Source organism: Duganella margarita (assembly GCF_009857535.1).
Lineage (GTDB): Bacteria > Pseudomonadota > Gammaproteobacteria > Burkholderiales > Burkholderiaceae_D > Rugamonas > Rugamonas margarita.
This window is the reverse complement of sequence record NZ_WWCS01000001.1, coordinates 1-15202: the sequence shown is the minus strand read 5'-3', so window position 1 is coordinate 15202 and position 15202 is coordinate 1. Positions and strand designations below refer to the sequence as shown.

Below are 15202 nucleotides of genomic sequence, written 5' to 3'. Positions count from 1 at the left end.
AATTATTTTTTGTTTTTTGGATGTTGCCAAAAGATGATGATCTGACCCTATAATGTTTCTCATGATTACCAATCCCACCGTCAAAAAATCCCGTCGGAGGCCTGCTTGAGTACGCCTGCGCTGGCGCCCGGCGAGCTGCTGGCGGCCATGGCCGGCGGCGACCAGCGCGCGCTCGATGCGCTGTATCGCGGCTGGTCGCGCAAGGTGCGGGTGTTTGCCCATGCCAAGCTGCTGCGCTGCGGACTGGATGCCGACGCCATCGCCGACGAGGTCACGGTCGATGTGTTTCATGATTTGTGGCGGGCGCCGCTGCGCTACGACGGTCGCATCGAATTCGCCAGCTGGCTGCTCACGCTAACGCGCAACAAGACGGTCGATCAGATTCGTCGCCACGGCAAGCGGCAGGCGGCGGAAGTGTTGCTGGATGAAGAGGGTGAGCTGGAGCAGGCGGCCGCTACCCATCTGGAGATGATGGCGCCCAGTCCGATGGTGTTGCAGGAGAATGCGCAGCGCCGTTCGGCGGTACTCAATTGCTTGCGCCGCCTGCGCAATCCGCTGCAGCGGGAAAGCCTGACGTTGTGGGCGTTGGAAGATTTGTCGGTGGGCGAGATCGCCCGCATTCAAGGCGCGGTGGAGGGCACCGTCAAGAGCCGGCTGTTCCATGGCCGGCTCAATTTGCGCCAGTGCCTGGAGCGCTGGTTTGTACAGGAAGGTGGCCGTCATGGATGAGCAACAACGTTTGCTGGAACGCTTGCCCGACTACCTCACCGGTCACGTCACCGGCGCGGATGCAGAACGCATCGCGGCGTTGCTGGCCACCGATGCGGCGTGGCAGGCGCAGGCCGCCATGCTGGAGGATGTGCGCGGCGCCATCGCGGCGCAGATCGCGGCCATGGATAGCGATACCGGACTTGATGAGCTGCATCGGCGTATCGCCGCTGCACCGGTGTCTACGACCGTGACCGCTACGCAACCGCCACGCAACGCCTGGTGGCAGCGCCTGTTCGATCTGCGCCTGGTGCCGCAGTTCACGCCAGCCATCGTGGCGTCGCTGGTAGCGATATGTGCGGTGCAGGGCTGGATGCTGGGCCACGCGCCCGACACCGATGTGGCCTGGCGTGCCGCGCCACTCAACGTCGCCGCCCCGGCCGCCAACCTGCAGGTGCGCTTCGCCGCCGACGCCAGTCTGGCGCAGGTGGAAGCAGCGCTGCTGCAAGTCCATGCCCGCATCGTCGGCGGCCCGCAAGGCGGCCAGCGCTATCTGCTGCAAGCCGAGGATGCCACTGCCGCGCTCGCGCAATTGCGGGCTACCGCCGTGGTGGCCGAGGCCAGCGTCATTCCGCTCGCACCGGCGGCGCCGCAACCCTGATGCGCGGCCGGCTGCTTGTCTGGTTGCTGGCCGCAGCCGCCGGCGTTGGCGCACCCGCGGCAGCAGCCGAGCGCTACGCGCTGCTGGTCGGCGTATCGGCCATGCCGGCCTTGCCGCGCAGCGCCTGGCTGAACGGGCCGCGCTACGACGTGCCGGCCATGCGCAGCGCACTGCTGGCGCAAGGTTTTCCCGCCGCCCACATCACCAGCCTGGCCGACGGTGTCGACGGTGCCGCCGCACCGACCCGCAGCGCCATCCTGGCGCAACTGACCCAACTCGGCAAGACACTGCGACCGGACGATGTGCTGGTGCTCTATTGGTCTGGCCACGGCTTGCTGATGCCGGGTCAGCCCGGCGTGTGGCAAACGCCATCCGGCCAGCAAGTGCATCTGCTGACGCGCGACGCCCGCATCGATGCGCAGAGCCGCCAGCTGTCCGGCAGCATCAGCAGCGCCGACATCGGCCGCGCCATCGATGCGCTGGCGGCGCGCCGGGTGCAGGTGGTGGCGCTGTTCGACAGCTGCTACGCAGCCGGCAGCACGCGCGGTGATCCCGGCCTGGCTTGGCGCGGTCTGTCCAACTCGGCGATGGGATGGCTGCCACGGCCGGCCAGTCTGGGCGTCCGGCGTCCTGACAGCGAGCGTGCGGACATGCCGCCGCCGGTCAGCGCGGCCATGCCGCATGAGCGGCCGTTGTTTATCGGCTTCTTTGCCGCCGAGCCGCAGCAGCGCAGCGCCGAGGCGCTCAGCAGCGACTATGCCGGCCAGGCGCGCGGCATTTTCACGCGCGCACTGATCGCCGGCTTGGGCGATAGTCCTGCCAGCTACCTGGCGTGGGCCGGCGCCACCAACCAGCACTATCGCGACGCATTGGATGCGCGGCAGTTACCAGCGAGCGCCAGGCCATCGCCGGTGTATGCCGGCACGCTGGAGCAGCGGTTGTGGACAGCCGCCGGGGCGCCGGTGTTGTGGCCGGTCCGGCAGGACGGACGCGGCTGGTATGTGCCCTATGGCCGTCTGGATGGCTTGCAGGCAGGTGATCTGTTGCAGCGCGGCGCCAGCCTCTGGCGCGTCACCGACGTCGGCTGGGGCGAGGCGCGGCTGGCCGTCGCCGACAGCGTCGCAACAGCCGGCGACGGTGCTGGCCCGCTGGCGCTCAGCCCGCCACTTGACGGCGGCCGTACCGGCCTGCAAGGGAACGGCGCGGCTCCGGCCGGCGGCTGGGCTAGCCGGCTGCCGGCCAACACCACGGCTGTCGGCAGCGCGGCTGGCGGCATGTCGGCCGGCGCGGCCACAGTTGCCATCCTTGGGCGGCAGGGTAGCACGCGGGCGGTCAGCGTCACGCTGCCCGGTCGTAGCGCGGTGCGCTTGCGCGTGGCAGATAAGGAACTGCCGGCCTTGCGCGCGCGCGCCGCCAGCATCGCCGCCTTGCTGGCGTTGCCGTCGACCGCCGCCGCCGCACCGCTGCTGCAAGCGCGTATCGAGATACAGGCTCCGGGTCAAGCCGCCATCAGCCTGCCGTTTGCCGATCGCGACCTTGGTCCGCTGACGCCTGGCACCCGCCTGCGCGTGGTAGTGGAAAACGGTGGCGAGGATTCCGTCGATGCCGGCATTGTGCATCTGCCGTTGAGCGGGCCGGCCACGCGCGTGTTTCCGCCGTTTGAGGGCGACAGCAATCGCCTGCCGCCCGGCACGCCGGTCCAGATCAGCCGCTTTGAGCGCGAATTCGAGGTCACGGTCCAGGGTGCGGCCGGTGCGCCGGAATGGCTGGCGCTGGTGGCCGCACCGGCTACCAGTGGCGCCATGCCGCGCCGCTTTGCGCTGCTCGATGCGTTGCGCAGCAACGTTGCCGCGCCGGCCGAACGTGGCGCCTCGCTGGCGACCGGACACAATCCGGACCAGGCGCAGGTGGCGCGCGTCAGCTGGCGCGTGGCGGCAGGAGGCAGACAATGAAGCGAAGGTTGCTGGCATGCGCTGCGTGGCTGTATGTGGTGGCCGCTGGTTCCCCGGTAGCCGCGCAGACGGCGATTCCGGTAATGGCGCCATCGGCGGCGCCCGCTACCGGCAGTTGCCAGCCCGCCGCCGGCGAATTGCTGGCGATTGGTGACAAGGCGTTCGAGCAGGAGCGCTATCAGGATGCCGTGTCATCCTTCGAGCAAGCGTTGCGCCTGTGCCGCGCGGCCGGCGATATGCGCGGCATCTCAGCCGCCCTGCTGGAGTATGGCCAGACGGTCCATCACCTGAACCGCTATGCCGACAGCGAAGCGGCCTTGCTGGAAGGCTGGGCATTGCGCCAGAAAATCGACAGCAGCGCTACGCCGGACGGCGATCCCGACCGCGAGGGCGTGCATTATCCGGCCGAGTTGATGTACCTGTACCGACAGTCCAGCCGTTTCGACCTGGCCTGGCAGTGGGGGGAAATAGCGCTGCGCGTCAAGGCGAAGTCGGAGGGCACCCGCACCAGTTCCTATGGCACGCTGCTGTCCAACCTGTCCGGCATCACGCTGATGACGCGTGACTACGCGCGCGGCCTGGTCTACGCCAAGGAGGCGATGGATATCTGGGAGCACACCTCCGGCACCGACAGCACCGACCACGCCTGGGGCATGCGCGACGTCGGCGTGCTCTTGCTTCGGCAGGGCAAGCAGCAAGAGGCTTACTACTATCTGGAACGCGCTTACCGCATCCGTCTGGCCGCTTTCGGCCAGGACCGCACTGAGACGCAGACCAGTACGCAGGATATGGCGGCGTGGTACACCGAGGCCGGCAACGATGCGGCGGCATTGACCTTCGCCGAACAGGGGCTGGCCAGCGCGGTGCGGCGTTTCGGCCCCGATGCGGTGAATTCCACGTATGCGCTGTCGCGCGTATCGGCCATTCACCTGCGGCTGGGCGAGGCGGCACAGGCGGCCAGCGAGGCGGAACAGGTGCTGCGCATCCGTCGCGCAACCTTGGGCGAGCACCATGCACAAACCATCAGCGCCTGGCAGGATGTGGCGAGTACGCAGTTGGCTAACAACCGTTTGGGCCGCTCGGCAGCCGCGGCGCAGGCGGGATTTGACGCCTGCCGGGCGATGCCGGGCGGGATTGCTGCCTCGTGCGTCTGGCTCCAGCTGGCCCATGCCAAGGCGCTGTTGGCGCTGGGGCAGGCGCAGGTGGCATTGGACGAGGCCGAACGCGCCGCCGCCGTGGCCCGCGCGGCGCAGGGGGTGCTGGGCGGTGATGAGCGCGTCGCCGCCATGCTGCGCGCGCAGGCGCTGCTGGCGCTGGGACGCTACGAGCAAGCCGAGAGCACACTGGCCGAACTGGCGCAGCGTGTGGCGGCGTTGCCTGATCCGATGGCCAATGGCCAGACTGAAGTGGATCTGGCGCTTAATGCAGTGCGTGCCGAACGGGTCGGCATCGATGCGCAAGCCTTGTCTGTGCTGGCGGAACGTGTTGGCGTGCTGGCGCAGCAGTTGGCCGGGCAGCGTGGTCTGTCGCATCCCACGTATGCCAATGCGCTGCTGGATGCCGCCGCATTGAATGCACGCGGCCCGGACCTTGCGCTGGCGCGTCAGCAAAGCGCGCGCGCCATGGCGATCGGTCTGGCTAATCGCGCGACGTTGTTGCAGGCGCGCGCGGCTGCGCAGTTGAGCGCGCTGGATGATGGCAATCAGGCGGTGTTTCTTGGCAAACAGGCGGTGAATGCTTTGCAGCTGGCGCGCGAGAATATCACCGGTTTGCCGGTCGAGCAGCAGCATAGTTTTGTGCAGTTGAAGCAGGTAGCGTATCAGCAATTGGTTGATCGATTGTTGGACCGGCGCCGTATCGGCGAAGCGGAAAGCGTGCTGGCGATGGTGGAGGAAAACGAATTCCACGATCTGGTGCGTGGCGCGGACACCAGCGCCGATAGCCGCCAGGACGCCCGCATTGCCCGTCTTGGTTTCGACGGCGCAGACCAGTTGGCGCAACAGCAGTTTACGGCGCGCGCGCAAGCGTTGGAGCAAGCCGCGCAAGCGCTGGCGAAGGCGCGCGAGCATCAGGCGCAGGGCAGCGCAGGTGGCGCGGCGGAACTGGCGAAGGCGCAGGCCGACATGCAGCGCTTGTTGGACGCGGCTACGGCGGAGTGGAGCGCGCCGAATGCCGCCGCATCCGCCATCGCGGCAACATCGCTGGCTGCGTCTTCGCCCGCCGCGTCGGCTGCGGTACCGGATAGGACGCTAGACACCGTCACGCGCGCGGCATTGCCGGCGGGGCGGTTGCAGCTGACGTATCTGGTGAGCGAACGCCGCTTGCGCATCGTGGTTCAGCATGACAGCGTGGCGCGCGTGGTGACGCTGGATGTCGATGAGGCGGCGTTGGCGCGCGAGATCGCCTCCTTGCGGCGGCTGGCGCAAGATCCCGGCAAAGATCCGCGTCCGCACGCGCAGCGGCTGTACAACCAGCTGCTGGCGCCGGTGGCGCAGGAGCTGGCGCAGGCCCGCAGTCTGAGCCTGTCGCTGAACGGCGTGCTGCGCTACCTGCCGTTCGCCATGTTGCACGATGGCCGTCATTGGCTGGTGGAGCGCTTGCCGCTGCAGGTCGCCGGCGGCGCCGACTCGAACGACGTACCAGCCACAAGCAACGCCCCGGCGCGCACGCATTCGGTTGCGCTGTTCGGCCAAAGCCAGGCCACCGACGATCTGCCGGCCTTGCCCTATGTGGCGCGCGAGTTGCAGGCCGTGAGCGCCACCGAGCGCGCCGGCCATATTCCCAGCCAGACCTATCTGGACGCCAGCTTTACCGCTGCCACCCTGGAGCGGGCGCTGCAGCGCGACAGCATGGTGCACATCGCCAGCCACTTCGTGCTGCGCTCGGGGCGCGACGACGGCTCCTATCTGCTGCTTGGCAACGGCCAGCGTCTTAGCCTGGCGGAACTGGCGCTTCCGCGCTTCCGCTTCACCGGCCTGGACCTGCTGACCCTGTCCGCCTGCGAAACGGCGGTGCCGGCCGGTGTCGACGCCACCGGCCGCGAACTGGCCAGCCTGGCCTGGCTGGCGCGCGAACGCGGCGCGCGCAACGTGCTGGCCAGCCTGTGGCGCGTGTCGGACCGCTCCACCGCCACATTGATGACCGACTTTTATCAAGCGTTGGGACGCGGCGCCAGCAAGCCGGAGGCATTGCGTCAGGCACAATTGCGACAGATCGCCAGCGCGGCGGCAACCGGCGCCGGACGCGCACGCGGCCTGAAGGCGATCGACGCACCGGCGTCGGCAAGCATGCCGGCCGGCACCCACAGCCATCCGTTTTACTGGGCCGGTTTCACCATGCTGGGCAACTAAAAAACCATCAGCAGGATGCCGTGCCATATCTTTGGACAGGGGCCTCAACCGAACGCCTGATTCACCATTAAACTGACAGAATCACTCCCGAGGTCACCCACCATTTACGCGAGGAAAGCATGCGATTGCCACTGATTCCCCCAGCAGAACTGAGCACCGAGCAAAAATCTTTGTACGACAGCATGCGCAAAGGCATCGCCAGCAACTTCAATGCGTTCCAGGTGGAACGTGAAGACGGCGCCTTGATGGGGCCGTGGAATCCATGGTTGCACGAGCCGGCTATCGGCAAGGCAATCTGGGATCTGACATTGGCCATGACCGCCAACGCCGTGCTGCCCGACAATGTGCGGCAGATTGCCATCCTGGTGGTCGGCGCGCGCTACGACGCCGCCTACGAGTTGTACGCCCACGTGGCGGTGGCCGAAAAAGAAGGCATGTCGGCCGAGCGCCTGGCGGCGCTGGTGGCGGACCTGAAGCCGACAGACTTGTCGAAGGAGGAGAATGTCGCCTTCGATTTCTCGTATGCATTGAGTCGTGGCGGCGTGTTGCCGGAGCCGCTGTACCGGCTGGCCATCGCAACCTTCGGCCAACATGGCACGAATGAGTTAATCTATCTGGTCGGCCTGTATGCGCTGGTCTCGACTACGTTGAATGGTTTCAACGTGCCGGTGCCGGAACGCGAATAAACGAGTCTTCCCTAACATCTCTTTTGAAGGAACATCATGAGTATTCAAGACAAAGTTGCTGTTGTTACCGGCGCCGCCAGCGGCATCGGCAAGGAAATCGCCACGGTATTTTTCAAGAACGGCGCCAAGGTCGTCATCGCCGACCTGAACCTGGCATCGGCACAGGCCGCCGCCAAGGAACTCGATCCATCGGGCGAACGTGTGATCGCGGTGGCGATGGACGTCACCAATGAAGAACAGGTCGACGCCGGCATCGCCGACGCGGCGGCCAAGCTGGGCGGCATCGACGTGCTAGTCTCCAACGCCGGCATCCAGATTGTCGCCCCGGTGGATACCTTCGCATTCTCGGACTGGAAAAAGATGCTGGCGATTCACCTCGACGGCGCTTTCCTGACCACGCGCGCCTGCCTGCGCCTGATGTATGAACAGAAACGCGGCGGCAGCATCATCTACATGGGTTCGGTCCACTCGAAGGAAGCGTCGAAATTGAAAGCGCCGTACGTGACCGCCAAACATGGCCTGGTCGGCCTGTGCAAGACCGTCGCCAAGGAAGGCGCCGCCCACGGCGTGCGCGCCAACGTCATCTGCCCGGGCTTCGTGCGCACGCCGCTGGTGGAAAAGCAGATTCCCGAGCAAGCCAAGGAACTGGGCATCACGGAAGATGAAGTGGTCAAGAATGTGATGCTGAAGGAAACCGTCGACGGCGAATTCACCACCGTCGACGATGTCGCGCAGACCGCGCTGTTCCTGGCCGGCTTCCCGACCAACGCGCTGACCGGTCAATCGATCGTGGTCAGCCACGGCTGGTTCATGCAGTAATCAGATACGGCGTTAGCACCGTACCGCGGCGGCTGCGCTTAGCCGCGGTATAGCGGGTTGCTGGCGACGTAGACTTCAATCGCGCCTGCGTCGAAGCCGGCAGGCGCAATCTGTTTCAGGTCCACTTCGGTCACGTTCGGGTAGGTGTCGACGTGCCAGCTGAAGCTTTTGCCTTGCTGGACGAACTGCACGGTTTCGCCGTTCGTCACATTGACGTACCTGGTGCCGGCGTCGAGGTTGATAACGCGATCGCTGTAATTGTTGCCGACCACCTGACCGTAGTCGGCGGCATGGGCTGCGCTGATGGCGGCGGTGGCGACGGTCAGGGCTGGAAGGCACGTACGGCACGCACAAGGGCCAGCGGCGCAACCACACCAAGGGCACTGGGGCCGGAGTTTCGCCTGCCGCGTGGCGGCATGCACCACATCACCATGCTGAATACGTCGATGTTTTTCGCCCGCATGCCGGCCACCTTCATTGCCAAGTTCGCCGCCGTCAAGCCGGACCCGGTCCGCGGTGTCATGCCCCTATATGACACGTAACGCAGGCGTGACAACCTTATTGGGACGATAAACAAAGTAGGGCAATGATGGCAGGGCGTTAACAGCTTTACACGAATTTACGTGGTATTTGGGTGATAATTTCCTTTGTGCAATGTGTTTCCTTGTGGGAATTTGATAGTATTTGCTGACCCCTTCTGCTTTTCCTGCGAGACCGCCATGTCCCTTCTTTCCCGCCACAGTCGTTTAGCTGTCCCGCTGACCTGCATCGCCGCCTTGCTGAGCGCTTGCGGCGGCAGCACCACCGATAGCACGGCCAATACGGCGCAGTTGCAAGCGGCGCCGCTGGCCACCGCCACCACCATCCTGCAGCTTGATCCGGCCACCTTGCCGGACGCCGACGCGCAGCAGCTGGCGGTGCCGGCGTTCCACATGGCGCCGGTGTTGCTGGAGACGCCAGCCGACGCCAGCGCCGATGCCGCCGCGCCGGCCAGCGTGCACACGCAAACCGTGCCGACCGAATTCCGTGGCATCAGCTCGCGCCGCCTGACGTTGCAAGGCTTGCGCCAGGCCCAGGCGGCCCGCAGCCAGAGCACCAGCAGCGGCAGCAGCAGCAATGACGGCAGCGACAGCAGCGCAACCGCCAACACTACCGCCGCGCCGCTGGCGACTACCACGACCGTGGCCACCTACACGCCGGCGCAGATCCGCGCCGCCTACGGCCTGCCGACGCTGCCGGCCAGCTTCACCGGCCTGACTGCCGCGCAGGCGGCCCAGCTCGGCGCCGGCCAGACTATCTATATCGTCGACGCCCAGCACAATCCGAACGTGGCGGCCGAGCTGTCCGCGTTCAACACCAAATTCGGCCTGCCGGCCTGCACCACCAAGGCGATTGCCGCGACCGCCAGCCTGCCGCTGGCGACCGCATCGTCGTCGGCCTGCGAATTGTCGGTGGTGTACAGCACCGCCGCCGGCGGCATGACCGCCACCGCGCCGGCCTATGATTCCGGCTGGGCTACCGAGATTGCGCTGGACGTGCAGTGGGCCCACGCCACCGCGCCGCTGGCGCGCATCGTGCTGATCGAAGCCTCCACTTCCAGCTACAACAACCTGCTGGGCGGCATCAAGCTGGCCAACGCCATGGGGCAGGGGATCGTGTCGATGAGCTTTGGCGGCAGCGAGAGCAGCGGCACCAGCTCGGCCGAGAGCGCGTTCGCGGCCACCGGCATGACCTACCTGGCCGCGACCGGCGACTCGGGCGCGGCGGTATCGTGGCCATCGTCGTCGGCCAAGGTGCTGGCGGTGGGCGGCACCACGCTGACCTACACCGGCGGCACCCGCTCGGAAGTGGTGTGGTCCGGCACCGGCGGCGGCGTCAGCGCGTATGTGGCCACGCCGAGCTACCAGAGTACCGCCGTGCCCGGCATGGGCAGCGCCGTGCGCCGCACGGTGGCCGATGTCGCCTTCAACGCCGATCCAAACAGCGGCCAGTACGTGGCGGTGATCGCCTCCGGCACCTCCACCGTCAAGTGGGCCAGCGTCGGCGGCACCAGCCTGGCGACGCCGCAATGGGCCGGCCTGATCGCCGTCAGCAACGCGCTGCGCGCCGTCAATGGCAAAGCTGCGCTGGGGGCGCCGCACGTGGCGCTGTACACCAATATCTCTACCGTGCCGGGCACCTATGCCAGCACCTTCGCCGATATCACCAAGGGTAGCCACGGGACGTGCGCCGCCTGTAGCGGCGAAGTCGGCTACGACCAGGCTACCGGCCTCGGCACGCCGAACGCCACTGCGCTGCTGTCGAGCCTGTCCGGTCTGACGGTGCAGACGGCGCCGGTGGTTGCGGCGGCCAGCATCAGCGGCAAGGCCGGCACCGCGCTGAGCTTCACCGTGGCGGTGACCGCCAGCAATGCCGTGACCTACACGCTGAGCGGCGCGCCGTCCGGCATGAGCATCAGCAGCGCCGGCGTGGTCAGCTGGGCAACGCCGGTGACCGGCACGTATAGCGTGACGGTCACCGCCAAGGACAGCAAGACCGGCTTGAGCGGGCAGGGCGTGTACACGGTGACGATTGCGGCCGCCACCAGCAGCACCACGACGACGACGACCACCGCCGCCGGCAGCGGCCCGGTCATCAAGGCCACCACCATGAGCGGCGTGGCCGGCCGCGCGCTGAGCGGCACGATCAGCATCACCGACGCCACCAGCAAATCGATCTCGGTCAGCATCTCCGGCGCACCGCTGGGCATGAGCTTCCAGGTCAGCGGCATGCAGATTGTGGCCAGCTGGGCCTCGCCGCAGACCGGCAGCTACACGCTCAAAGTGGTCGCCACCGACGGCAACGGCGCCAGCGCTTCGCTCGCCGTGCCGGTGACGGTGACCGCCCGCTAAGCCGCACCAGCACTCACCTCGAGCCCGGCCTTTGCGCCGGGCTTTTTTGTTTCCGTCCCTCGCAAGCGGGATGGCGGGAGGCTGCGGACAGCGCTACATTCTGTTATAGTTCAGCAATAATTGGTCTGACCAATTGCAGTTTGGTCAGGCCATAATTACATAAGTGTAATATTGCTAAACAAAAAACGGCGCCTGCTGGCGGGTGCTGTCCTCCTCACTTTCACTACACGCTACCTATGTCCAAAGACAAATTCAGTCCGTCTCGCCGGACGATACTCATGGCGACTGCAGCGGCCGTTCCTCTGGTTTCCGTGCCGGTCTACCGCGCTGCCCGCGCCGACGGCCTGGAAGGGGTCGAACTGGCGCAGTACCAGCCGGTCTTCTTCTCGGCAGCCGAATGGCAATTCCTGCTGGCCGCCTGCGACCGCCTGATCCCGGCCGAAGGCCGTGGTCCGGGCGCACTGGAAACCAACGTCCCGGTGTTCATCGACCAGCAGCTGCACAACGGCCTCGGCGACGACGTCTACATGGACGGGCCGCACAAGGCCGACGCGCCGTCGACGCTGGGCTTCCAGAGCGCCTTCACGCCGCAGCAGTCGTACCGCACCGGCATCAAGCTGGCGCAGCAATATGCGCAGCAGAAGCACGGCAAGCCGTTCGAGCAGCTGGCGCCGGCCGACAAGGACGCGCTGCTGACCGCGCTGCAAAAGAACGAGATCGTGTTTGCCGACCTCGGCGAGCCAGGCCTGAAGGCCTCGTCGTTCTTCAACCAGATGCTGGGCGACGCCAAGAACGGCTACCTGGCCGACCCTATGTACGGCGGCAACAAGGACATGAAGGCCTGGGTGGCGATCGGCTTCCCCGGCGCCCGCGCGGCGTACACGGAATGGGTTGACCAGCACAACGTCAAGTATCCCTTGGGTCCGGTCAGCGTCAGCGGCAAGCGTGCTTAAAAAGAAGAAAGTCAAACATGTCAAACATCACTAACGACGAAGTAGACGTCGTCATCGTCGGCCTCGGCTGGGCCGGCTCCATCATGGCCATTGAACTGGCCAAAGAAGGCCTGAAGGTACGCGCGCTGGAGCGCGGCCCGGACCGTCCGCCAGAAGATTTCGCCTACCCGAAACCAGCCGACCAGTACGCCTACGCGATCAAGAACAAGGTGTTCGCCACCCCGCGCGACGCCGCGCTGACGGTGCGCTACAACGACAGCGAAACCGCGCTGCCCACCCGCAAGTGGGGCGCGTTTGCGCCCGGCACCGGCGTCGGCGGCTCCGGCCTGCACTGGACCGGCGTGCTGATCCGCCCGACCACTACCGACCTCAAGCTCAAGACCTACGCCGACCACGCCTACAAGCGCGGCGCGCTCGATCCGGACATGCGCATCAAGGACTTCCCGTTCAGCTGGGAAGAGATCGAACCGTTCTACGACAAGTTCGACAAGATCTGCGGCCTGTCCGGCACCACTGGCAACCTGCAGGGCGTGATCCAGCCGGGCGGCGACCCGTTCGAAGGCCCGCGTTCCAGCCCGTATCCGCTGCCGGCGCTGCACGACACCTACAACAGCTCGCTGTTCGCGGCCACCGCAAAAAAGATGGGCTACCACCCGTTTCCGAACCCGTCGGCCAACGTCTCGCAGGCGTGGACCAACCCGTACGGCGCGCAGCTGGCGCCGTGCAACTACTGCGGCTACTGCTCCAAGTATCCGTGCCTGAACTATTCGAAAGCCTCGCCGCAGACCACCATCCTGGACGTGGTCAAGCGCATGCCGAACTTCAGCTACCGCGCCAACGCCAACGTCATCCGCGTCGACCTGCACGCCGACAAGAAGACCGCCAAGGGCGTCACCTACATCGACGAGAACAAGAACGAAGTGTTCCAGCCGGCCAGGATCGTCATCCTGTCCAGCTTCCAGTTCGCCAACGTGCGCCTGATGATGTTGTCGGGCATCGGCCAGATCTACAATCCGCAGACCGAGACCGGCACCATCGGCCGCAACTATGCCTTCCTGAGCAATGGCGACGCCACCCTGTTCTTCAAGGACAAGCACTTCAATCCGTTCGCCACCGCCGGCGCCACCGGCGAAATGTTCAACGACATCTCGCCCGGCAATTTTGAAGACGGCATCAAGCTGGGCTTCATCGGCGGCGCCAAGATCCACAGCTCGCAAGCGACCGGCGCGCCGATCGGCACCTCGCTGCCGAAAGGCACGCCAGGCTGGGGCAAGGGCTGGAAAGAAGGCATGGTCGACTGGTATGGCCGCTCGATGAAAATCGGCATCACCACCACCTGTCAGTCGTACCGCGGCCACCACCTGGACCTGGATCCAAACTACAAGGACCCATGGGGCCAGCCGCTGCTGCGCATGACCTTCGACTGGCGCCAGAACGAACTCAAGCTGCAACGCTATCTGCGCGACATCGTGCTCGGGATTGCCAAGGAACTGGGCCCGGATTCGATCAGCGAAAACTTCCTGGCGCTGGACTCGCATTGGGACATCACCAAGTACGTGTCGACCCACAACGTGGGCGGCGCCATCATGGGCGATTCGCCGCGCGACTCGGCGCTGAACCGCTACCTGCAATCGTGGGACGTGCACAACGTCTTCGTGCCGGGCGGTAATGCCTTCCCGCAGAACTTCCAGGCCAATCCGACCGCGACCATCGGCGCCATCACGCTGTTTGCTGCCGAAGCGATCAAGAACCAATACCTGAAAAACCCTGGCCCGCTGGTGCAAGTATGATGAACAAACTGACGCAATTCCTCACCACGGCAATGCTGGCGCTGGCCGGCGCCGCTGCCAATGTTGCGCATGCCGCGCCTGATCAGGCATTGATACAGCGCGGCGAATACCTGGCGCGCGCCGGTGACTGTATCGCCTGCCACAGCGCGGCCGGCAAGCCGGCTTTCGCCGGCGGCCTGGCGATCGACAGCGGCCACGGCATCATTTACTCGACCAACATCACGCCGGACAAGCAGCATGGTATCGGCGCCTGGACCGAGCAGCAGTTTGCCGACGCCGTGCGCAAGGGCGTGAAGCCGGACGGTACGCACCTGTATCCGGCCATGCCGTACACCAGCTACGCCAAGGTCAACGATGCCGACATCAAGGCGCTGTATGCGTTCTTCCAGACGGGCGTGAAGCCGTCGGCGTTCGATCCGCCGGCCACCAAGATGAACTTCCCGTTCAATCTGCGCTGGGGCATGGGCGTGTGGAACCACCTGTTCGCCGACACCAAACCGTTCGTGGCGCAAGCCGGCTGGAGCGACAAGGTCACGCAGGGCGCGTATCTGGTGGAAGGCCTGGGGCACTGTTCCAGCTGCCACACGCCGCGCGGCTTCGCGATGAACGAGAAAGCCGGCAACAGCGGCCAGCAGAAATTCCTCGCCGGTGGTGAGCTGAACGACTGGCCGGTGCCATCGCTGCGCGGCCTGCCGCGCTGGAGCGAAGCGCAGATCGTCGACTACCTGCAAACCGGCCGCAACCACGGTTCGGCGGTGGCGGGCGAGATGACGGCGGTGGTCGAGCACAGCACCTCGCATCTGCAGGATGCCGATCTGCAGGCGGTGGCGGCCTATCTCAAGCAACTGTCGCCGGCGCCGCCACGCGGACCGGCCGTCAAGCCGCAGGGCAAGGAAGAAACCGCGCGCAAGCTGACGGCCGCCGTCAACCTGACGCTGGGCGAACGCCTGTACCTGGACAACTGCGCGGCCTGTCACTTTGTGAACGGCAAGGGCGCCAGCCGGGTATTCCCTGAGCTGGATGGGGCGACCGTGATCAATGCGGACAATCCGACCGCGCTGGTCAACGTGGTGCTGCACGGTGCGCGCACGCCGTCGACCGAGAAAGCGCCGTCGATCCTGGTGATGCCCGGCTTCTCGCGGCGCCTGAGCGACGCCGAAGTGGCCGCGCTGGCGACCTTCCTGCGCCAGGGCTGGAGCAACAGCGCCGACAGCGTGTCCGAACGCGACGTCGCCAAGATCCGCGCCAAAGCCACCCACTAACCCAATCCGGGGTCAGATACCGTCTTGAATAGCAAGCCCTTTCGCCAGGTAATTGGGGTCAAAGGGCTTGTTTGTTTTGATGACGCCGTAAATGAAATGCGCCAGCTTATGCATGACGGCGCCGATGACG

The 15202-nt window shown here is 65.8% G+C and carries 12 protein-coding genes; 11 read left to right on the top strand and 1 reads right to left on the bottom strand.

All coding sequences use genetic code 11. From position 1 onward, the window contains the following. The first annotated feature begins 105 nt into the window (after window positions 1-105). The 6 genes from GTP55_RS00060 (at window position 106) to GTP55_RS00035 (ending at window position 8176) form a co-directional block, all read left to right on the top strand. Entirely contained in the window at window positions 106-729 is a 624-nt protein-coding gene (locus GTP55_RS00060; RefSeq protein WP_161042981.1) for an RNA polymerase sigma factor, read from the top strand. Then, a complete protein-coding gene (locus tag GTP55_RS00055; protein WP_161042980.1) occupies window positions 722-1369 on the top strand; it encodes a hypothetical protein in 648 nt (215 codons plus the stop codon). The genes GTP55_RS00060 and GTP55_RS00055 overlap by 8 nt, the downstream gene beginning before the upstream one ends. Then, entirely contained in the window at window positions 1369-3321 is a 1953-nt protein-coding gene (locus GTP55_RS00050; protein ID WP_161042979.1) for a caspase family protein, read from the top strand. The genes GTP55_RS00055 and GTP55_RS00050 overlap by 1 nt, the downstream gene beginning before the upstream one ends. Then, entirely contained in the window at window positions 3318-6671 is a 3354-nt protein-coding gene (locus tag GTP55_RS00045; RefSeq protein ID WP_161042978.1) for a CHAT domain-containing tetratricopeptide repeat protein, read from the top strand. The genes GTP55_RS00050 and GTP55_RS00045 overlap by 4 nt, the downstream gene beginning before the upstream one ends. A 119-nt stretch (window positions 6672-6790) precedes the next feature. Beyond that, window positions 6791-7357, top strand: a complete 567-nt coding sequence (locus GTP55_RS00040) for a carboxymuconolactone decarboxylase family protein (RefSeq protein WP_161042977.1) — start codon at window positions 6791-6793, stop codon at window positions 7355-7357. 36 nt (window positions 7358-7393) lie between these two features. Then, entirely contained in the window at window positions 7394-8176 is a 783-nt protein-coding gene (locus GTP55_RS00035) for a 3-hydroxybutyrate dehydrogenase (RefSeq protein WP_161042976.1), read from the top strand. 38 nt (window positions 8177-8214) lie between these two features. Here the strand turns inward: GTP55_RS00035 and GTP55_RS00030 are convergent, their stop codons facing one another. Continuing rightward, a complete protein-coding gene (locus GTP55_RS00030; protein WP_161042975.1) occupies window positions 8215-8448 on the bottom strand; it encodes a CzcE family metal-binding protein in 234 nt (77 codons plus the stop codon). On the opposite strand from GTP55_RS00030, the gene GTP55_RS30300 reads away from it, so the two are divergent. The 5 genes from GTP55_RS30300 to GTP55_RS00005 all read left to right on the top strand — a co-directional run bounded on the left by GTP55_RS30300 (window position 8350) and on the right by GTP55_RS00005 (window position 15072). Further along, window positions 8350-8718: a hypothetical protein gene (locus GTP55_RS30300; protein ID WP_202423488.1), complete on the top strand. Its 369-nt coding sequence runs from the start codon at window positions 8350-8352 to the stop codon at window positions 8716-8718. The two genes, GTP55_RS00030 and GTP55_RS30300, sit on opposite strands and share 99 nt — an antisense overlap. Window positions 8719-8895: 177 nt before the next feature. After that, complete coding sequence (locus GTP55_RS00020; protein WP_161042973.1) at window positions 8896-11067, top strand: S53 family peptidase; 2172 nt, start codon at window positions 8896-8898, stop codon at window positions 11065-11067. A gap of 236 nt (window positions 11068-11303) precedes the next feature. Continuing rightward, window positions 11304-12020 carry a gluconate 2-dehydrogenase subunit 3 family protein gene (locus GTP55_RS00015; RefSeq protein WP_161042972.1) on the top strand — a complete coding sequence of 239 codons (717 nt, stop codon included), beginning with the start codon at window positions 11304-11306 and terminating at the stop codon, window positions 12018-12020. 17 nt (window positions 12021-12037) lie between these two features. Continuing rightward, window positions 12038-13810, top strand: a complete 1773-nt coding sequence (locus GTP55_RS00010; RefSeq protein ID WP_161042971.1) for a GMC family oxidoreductase — start codon at window positions 12038-12040, stop codon at window positions 13808-13810. Beyond that, window positions 13807-15072: a c-type cytochrome gene (locus GTP55_RS00005; protein WP_229257676.1), complete on the top strand. Its 1266-nt coding sequence runs from the start codon at window positions 13807-13809 to the stop codon at window positions 15070-15072. Before GTP55_RS00010 ends, GTP55_RS00005 begins: the two co-directional genes overlap by 4 nt. Window positions 15073-15202: the final 130 nt, after the last annotated feature.

What these genes read in the sequence shown, in the direction of transcription:
- GTP55_RS00055 (WP_161042980.1), top strand. Translation starts at nt 722, where the DNA reads ATGGATGAGCAACAACGTTTGCTGGAACGCTTGCCCGACTACCTCACC.
- GTP55_RS00050 (WP_161042979.1), top strand. Translation starts at nt 1,369, where the DNA reads ATGCGCGGCCGGCTGCTTGTCTGGTTGCTGGCCGCAGCCGCCGGCGTT.
- GTP55_RS00045 (WP_161042978.1), top strand. Translation starts at nt 3,318, where the DNA reads ATGAAGCGAAGGTTGCTGGCATGCGCTGCGTGGCTGTATGTGGTGGCC.
- GTP55_RS00040 (WP_161042977.1), top strand. Translation starts at nt 6,791, where the DNA reads ATGCGATTGCCACTGATTCCCCCAGCAGAACTGAGCACCGAGCAAAAA.
- GTP55_RS00035 (WP_161042976.1), top strand. Translation starts at nt 7,394, where the DNA reads ATGAGTATTCAAGACAAAGTTGCTGTTGTTACCGGCGCCGCCAGCGGC.
- GTP55_RS00020 (WP_161042973.1), top strand. Translation starts at nt 8,896, where the DNA reads ATGTCCCTTCTTTCCCGCCACAGTCGTTTAGCTGTCCCGCTGACCTGC.
- GTP55_RS00015 (WP_161042972.1), top strand. Translation starts at nt 11,304, where the DNA reads ATGTCCAAAGACAAATTCAGTCCGTCTCGCCGGACGATACTCATGGCG.
- GTP55_RS00010 (WP_161042971.1), top strand. Translation starts at nt 12,038, where the DNA reads ATGTCAAACATCACTAACGACGAAGTAGACGTCGTCATCGTCGGCCTC.
- GTP55_RS00005 (WP_229257676.1), top strand. Translation starts at nt 13,807, where the DNA reads ATGATGAACAAACTGACGCAATTCCTCACCACGGCAATGCTGGCGCTG.